At 43.5% G+C, this 6,003-nt stretch carries 4 protein-coding genes and 1 pseudogene; 4 read left to right on the top strand and 1 reads right to left on the bottom strand.

The features are described 5' to 3' along the window. Window positions 1-124: 124 nt before the first annotated feature. A pseudogene (locus tag ICN40_RS11535) lies at window positions 125-939 on the bottom strand (IS3 family transposase); the annotation flags it as partial. Between the two features lie 75 nt (window positions 940-1,014). Between ICN40_RS11535 and ICN40_RS11530 the strand changes: the two are divergent. From ICN40_RS11530 to ICN40_RS11515, 4 genes are all read left to right on the top strand, one after another. After that, window positions 1,015-2,031 carry a DASH family cryptochrome gene (locus tag ICN40_RS11530; protein ID WP_216244123.1) on the top strand — a complete coding sequence of 339 codons (1,017 nt, stop codon included), beginning with the start codon at window positions 1,015-1,017 and terminating at the stop codon, window positions 2,029-2,031. A gap of 82 nt (window positions 2,032-2,113) precedes the next feature. Beyond that, a complete protein-coding gene (locus ICN40_RS11525; protein WP_216244125.1) occupies window positions 2,114-4,315 on the top strand; it encodes an OsmC domain/YcaO domain-containing protein in 2,202 nt (733 codons plus the stop codon). 15 nt (window positions 4,316-4,330) lie between these two features. After that, window positions 4,331-5,026, top strand: coding sequence for a nitroreductase (locus tag ICN40_RS11520; protein ID WP_216244122.1), 696 nt, complete (start codon window positions 4,331-4,333; stop codon window positions 5,024-5,026). Window positions 5,027-5,261: 235 nt separating this feature from the next. Beyond that, complete coding sequence (locus ICN40_RS11515; protein ID WP_215361891.1) at window positions 5,262-5,834, top strand: phasin family protein; 573 nt, start codon at window positions 5,262-5,264, stop codon at window positions 5,832-5,834. The last annotated feature ends 169 nt before the right edge of the window (window positions 5,835-6,003 follow it).

Raw genomic sequence — 6,003 nt, 5'->3', positions numbered from 1 at the left:
CCTGATTTATTTGTGGAAGTGACCGTTTGGGTATAGACAAGTAGTAAGTTTGATTTTTTTAACTGCAAATTGCAGTTACGGTATGGCTTTGCCTATCGCTGGAAAAAGTTCTTGCATTTAGTACGTTGTCCGCTCGTATAACAGCAGGCTTACCTCGCCAAGCAATAATTTGATCTAAGCTACGAACTACTCGCTCTGCCGGCAATGAGAAGTCCACTTCAATACCTAAGGCTTCACGATTAAAGTCATCAATCACATTAAACAGACGGATACTTCTGCCATCTTGCAACTGGTCATGCATAAAGTCCATTGACCATACTTGGTTGATGCTCAGCGGTACCACCAACGCATCGGGTTTATCTCTTACCAAACGTTTGCGTGGTTTGATGCGTAGATTAAGCTCAAGAGCCTTGTAAATCCGGTAGATGCGTTTGTGGTTCCATGTGTAGTTCTTGACATTGCGTAGATACAAATAACAAAGGCCAAACCCCCAACTGCGGTTGTTGTCCGTTAAGCGGATCAGCCAGTTGGCAATGAGCTCGTTCTGCACATTGTTCTTCGCTTCATAGCGATAGCAGGTCTCGCTCACGCTAAAGATAGCGCAGGCCAATCGAATGGGGATTGCCTTCTCTCTGACTGCCTTTTGGGCCATCTCACGTCTGTGAGACGGCCTCACCACTTTTTTGTGATGGCCTCGTTTAAGATCTCCGCCTTGAGCTTTTCTTCGATGTACATCTTCTTAAGCCTGGCATTTTGAGCCTCAAGCTCTTTCATGCGGGCCATCATGGAAGTGTCCATGCCGCCATATTTAGAGCGCCACTTGTAGAAAGTAGCAGTGCTGATACCCAGTTCACGACAGATTTCTGGAACTGCTAGGCCAGCATCCACCCGTTTTAGGGCATCCATGATCTGGCTATCAGTAAATTTAGAACGCTTCATGTAGAACTCCTCTAATTGAGAAAATTCTACCTCTGAGCTCAGTTAACCTGTGGGGGGATTACCGACTTGTATGAGGTGACTGGTGATGTCTTGCATGTGTTTGAGAAATTAAAAATCCAGATTCAAGCAGATCTTATTTATTGCGAGCAAATTCAAGCGCCCGAAGAGTTGGAGCAAGTAGCGCTATTAAGTAGTACTGGTTTTAAGATGAATACACTATGGCAATCCAGCATGTTGGATGGTCTGGACTTGCCATTTCCATTACAAGAGATGCCAGATATCTTTACCCAATTCCGCCAAAAAGTCGAAAAACAAAAATTACGGTTTGCTTTTCCCATAGATGCTCCCAAGAGCATTCCTTCATTACCAGTCATCGAGATATCCTCTATCAAAGCATTCGATGGCAACACTTCATCTGGTAGCGGAAATTTTCGAGGTGGGGAGCAGAGTGCTCATGTGCATATTCAGCAATATTTTGAGCGACGCCTTCCTGATGCCTACAAGCAAACACGTAATGAGCTGATTGGTATGGATTACTCCAGCAAATTCTCTCCATGGCTGGCCCAGGGTTCTTGCTCTGCTGGCTCCATTGCAAGGCAATTAGTGGATTATGAATCTTGCTATGGGGCAAATGATGGAACCTACTGGCTTTGGTTTGAGCTGCTTTGGAGAGACTACTTCCGGTTTCTGCACTTTAAGTATGGCAAAAAGCTTTATTACTCCAAAGGCTTGAGCAATAGTCCGGGGAATCAGTTTGATAGTGAAAAATTCTACAAATGGTCATCTGGTAATACTGGAGAGTCACTTATCGATGCTGGTATGCGTGAATTGAAAAAAACAGGCTATCTATCTAATCGTATGCGTCAAATTGTTGCGAGCTATTGGATTTACGACATGAAGGGTGATTGGCAAGCGGGTTGTGCTTGGTTTGAATATCAATTGATCGACTACGATGTTTATAGCAATCAAGGCAACTGGTTATATATTGCTGGCAAAGGCACCGATCCCAGGGGAGGAAGACCTTTTAATGTAGCTAAGCAAACCCAAGATCATGATCCAGATGGCATTTATCGCCAAATGTGGCTGACTTAGCCTTTAAAGACATTCTGTAGATGGTGTTGGGATGGATAATGGCGCTCACAACATCTTTCGCACTATTTTGGAATCATCCCCCATGGAAATTAAAGTCAATTTTCTCGATAAGCTTCGTTTAGAGGCAAAGTTCGATGACTTCACGGTCATTGCTGACCAGCCTATTCGATATAAGGGCGATGGATCTGCGCCAGGGCCATTTGATTATTTCTTAGCTTCATCTGCTTTATGTGCGGCATACTTTGTAAAGCTGTACTGCGAAACTCGGAATATTTCCACTGAGAACATCCGTCTCTCGCAAAACAATATTGTTGATCCAGAAAATCGCTACAAACAAATCTTTAAGATTCAAGTTGAGCTACCGGCCGATATTTCAGCAACTGATCGACAAGGTATTCTCCGCTCAATTGAGCGCTGTACAGTTAAGAAGGTAGTGCAGGAGGGTCCCGAATTTGTTATTGAGCAAGTTGCTAATCTTGACGCTGATGCGCAGAGTCTATTGACCTTAAGGCCTGACGTTAGCGCTAGCACCCATATTCTGGGTAAAGATCTGCCCCTAGAGCAAACCATTGCCAATATGTCAGGTCTTTTGGCTAACCTGGGTATTAAGATCGAAATCGCTTCGTGGCGCAACCTGATTCCGAATGTATGGTCCTTGCATATTCGTGATGCGCATTCCCCGATGTGCTTTACCAATGGTAAAGGCGCAACCAAAGAAAGCGCTTTGGCTTCTGCTCTGGGCGAATATATCGAGCGCTTGAGTAATAACCATTTTTATGCAGGTGCATACTGGGGCGAGGACATTGCTAATGCAGAGTTTGTACATTACCCCAATGAGCGTTGGTTCAAGCCAGGTAAGAAAGATGCATTGCCCACTGAAATTCTAGATGAATACTCTCAAAACATTTATAACCCAGACGGAGAGCTAAAGGCTTCGCATCTAGTAGATACCAATTCCGGTAATGTAGAGCGTGGTATCTGCTCATTGCCCTATATACGTCAATCGGATGGCGAGACTGTGTATTTTCCATCCAACCTAATTGAAAATTTATTCTTCAGTAATGGTATGAGTGCTGGTAATACCTTAGCCGAAGCGCAGGTACAGTGCTTGTCAGAGATTTTTGAGCGAGCAGTAAAGCGTGAAATTCTGGAAGGCGAAATTGCATTGCCGGATGTACCGCAAGAAGTGCTCGCGAAGTATCCCGGCATTCTGGCTGGTATTCAGAGTCTGGAGGAGCAGGGCTTCCCAGTATTAGTTAAAGATGCATCTCTGGGTGGCATCTATCCAGTGATGTGCGTTACCTTAATGAACCCAAGAACAGGTGGTGTCTTTGCCTCATTTGGCGCACATCCAAGTCTTGAGGTTGCCTTAGAGAGAAGCTTGACTGAGTTATTGCAAGGTCGTAGTTTAGAAGGCCTGAATGATTTGCCCCCACCTACCTTTGCCAGTGAGGCCGTGACTGAGCCGAACAACTTTGTTGAGCACTTCATTGATTCCAGCGGCATTGTGTCCTGGCGTTTCTTCAGCGCCAAATCAGATTATGAATTTGTAGAGTGGGATTTTTCTAGCAAGGGTGAGGATTCGAATGCTAGAGAAGCTGAAACTCTGTTTGGTATTCTGAAGGAGATTGGCAAAGAGGCTTATGTAGCTGTCTATGATCAACTGGGCGCAACAGCTTGTCGAATCTTAGTGCCTGGCTATTCTGAGATCTACCCAATTGAAGATTTGATTTGGGACAACACCAATAAGTCTTTGCTGTTCCGCAAGGATATTCTCAATTTATTCCAACTAGACGATGCCAGCTTAACTGCACTTCTGGATCGTTTGGAAAATAACGAGCTAGATGAGTATGGCGACATCGCCACATTAATTGGCATTGAGTTTGATGAGAATACCGTTTGGGGTCAACTCACTGTTCTCGAGTTAAAGCTATTGATTCATCTTGCGCTAAAGCAATTTGAGGAAGCACATGAGCTAGTGGGCGCCTTTCTTCAGTACAACGACAATACAGTAGAGCGTAAATTGTTTTACCAAGCTCTAGATGCTGCCCTTGAAGTTCACTTAGATGATGAATTAGAGATGTCAGACTATCAATCGAACTTCCGTCGTATGTATGGTGATGCTAGGATGGATGCCGTTTTGGGTTCAATCGATGGCAGCGTGCGTTTCTACGATTTAACGCCAACGAGCATGAAGTTAGAGGGGTTAGATAGGCATCATCGTTTGATCGATAGTTATCGGAAGCTACATAAGGCAAGAGCTAGTGGTGCTAAACCTAAATAAAGCTAAGGAATCTTTATGAAGACATTAACTGCTGCCGAGGCAATTACCTCGCGTATGTCGGTAAGAGCGTTTACAAAAGAAGCCGTCTCCAAAGAGACCGTGCTCAAGTTACTCAATATTTCTGCGCGTGCACCTTCAGGTACCAATACACAACCTTGGAAGGCCTATGTTGTAGAGGGTGAGGCACTTGATGATTTATGCAAAAAGGTATGCGCTTCTTATGATGACATTGCACTCAATCCCGAGTTGGCGAAAGAATATCAATCTGCATACGACTATTACCCCACTAAATGGTTTAGCCCTTACATAGATAGACGTCGTGAAAACGGTTGGGGCTTATATGGCCTCTTAGGGATTGCTAAAGGCGATAAAGACAAGATGCATGCTCAGCATCGAAAAAACTTTGAGGCATTTGGTGCACCAGTTTGCATCTTCTTCACCATCGATAAGGAGCTTGGTAGGGGTTCGATGCTTGACTATGGGATGTTCTTGCAAAATATGATGGTTGCTGCCAGAGGTGAGGGTTTGGATACCTGCCCACAAGCTGCTTGGAATGATTACGCAAAGATCATCCTGCCTTGTATTGGTACACAAGAGAATGAGATGCTTGTGTGCGGTATGGCACTTGGATATGCTGACAAAAACGAGTTAGTGAACAGTTTTCACACTCCTAGAGTCAGTGCAGAGGAATTTACCACCTGGGTAAAGTAGGGGCACCTAACGCTTTATTGCTAATGATTTTTGGAAGTTTCTAGTTAATTCCCCTAAAAACTATATGGGAAAATTAGAATTTGATTACCCAATAAACCTCATTTAAAGGCTTGAAATGGGGTTTTAGAAAATATATGTTGCTTTGCAACAAAAATATCTTGCTTTTGGAAAATGGGGATCTTAAAATGGTGCATCGCAATAAAAAACCCACATTTACTTAAAGTTAGGATAAATCATGTTTCAAACTCAATTAAACGACCAACTCGCTTCTGCACAAGCTAAAGCAATCGAAACTGCTAAACATTTGGCACAAGTTGCTGTTGAAAGTGCTCAAGAATTAGCTGAAATCAACCAAGCTGCTGCTAAAGATGCTTTAGTTGCTGCTCAAGATACAAGCTCACAATTGTTGGCAATCAAGGATCCACAGCAATTAGCTAAATTAGCTCAGCCAGAAGCTGCTCAAGAAGCTGCTAAATATGCTGCTGCTTACCAGGCTAAAGTAAACCAAGTAGTTCGTAACGGTAACAAAGAAGTTGCTCAAGTAGTTGACGCTTCTATTGATGACGCACGTGCTGATTTGGTTAAGTTTGTTAAAGAAGCTACTAAGACAGCTCCTGCTGGTTCTGAAGCTTTTGTTTCTGCATTCAAAACTGCATTTGATTCTTCACTCCAACAGTTTGACCAAGTTCGCGCATCTGCAACTGACGCATTTGCTAACTTTGAGAAGAGTGTTGATGCTGCTTTGGCAAACATTCAAGGTCAATACGCTGTTGCTAAGCCAGCTGCTAAAAGCCGTAAAGCTGCTTAATTAACTGAATAGTTAATTTTGCTGTTAAAAAAACCACCCTCTGAACTGACCCCCAAAAGTTGGACGTTATGTCCAGCCAAGGGGGTTTTGTTTTATGAGCAAGTACAGCAAGCAGTTCAAGCTAAAGGTAGTTAAAGAGTTTTTAAAATCAGGCGGCCTTAAGCGGGTA

It is taken from the genome of Polynucleobacter sp. Fuers-14 (genome assembly GCF_018882045.1).
Lineage (GTDB): Bacteria > Pseudomonadota > Gammaproteobacteria > Burkholderiales > Burkholderiaceae > Polynucleobacter.
Note: the sequence above shows the minus strand (reverse complement) of the source record. Positions and strands in the feature narration are given on the sequence as shown.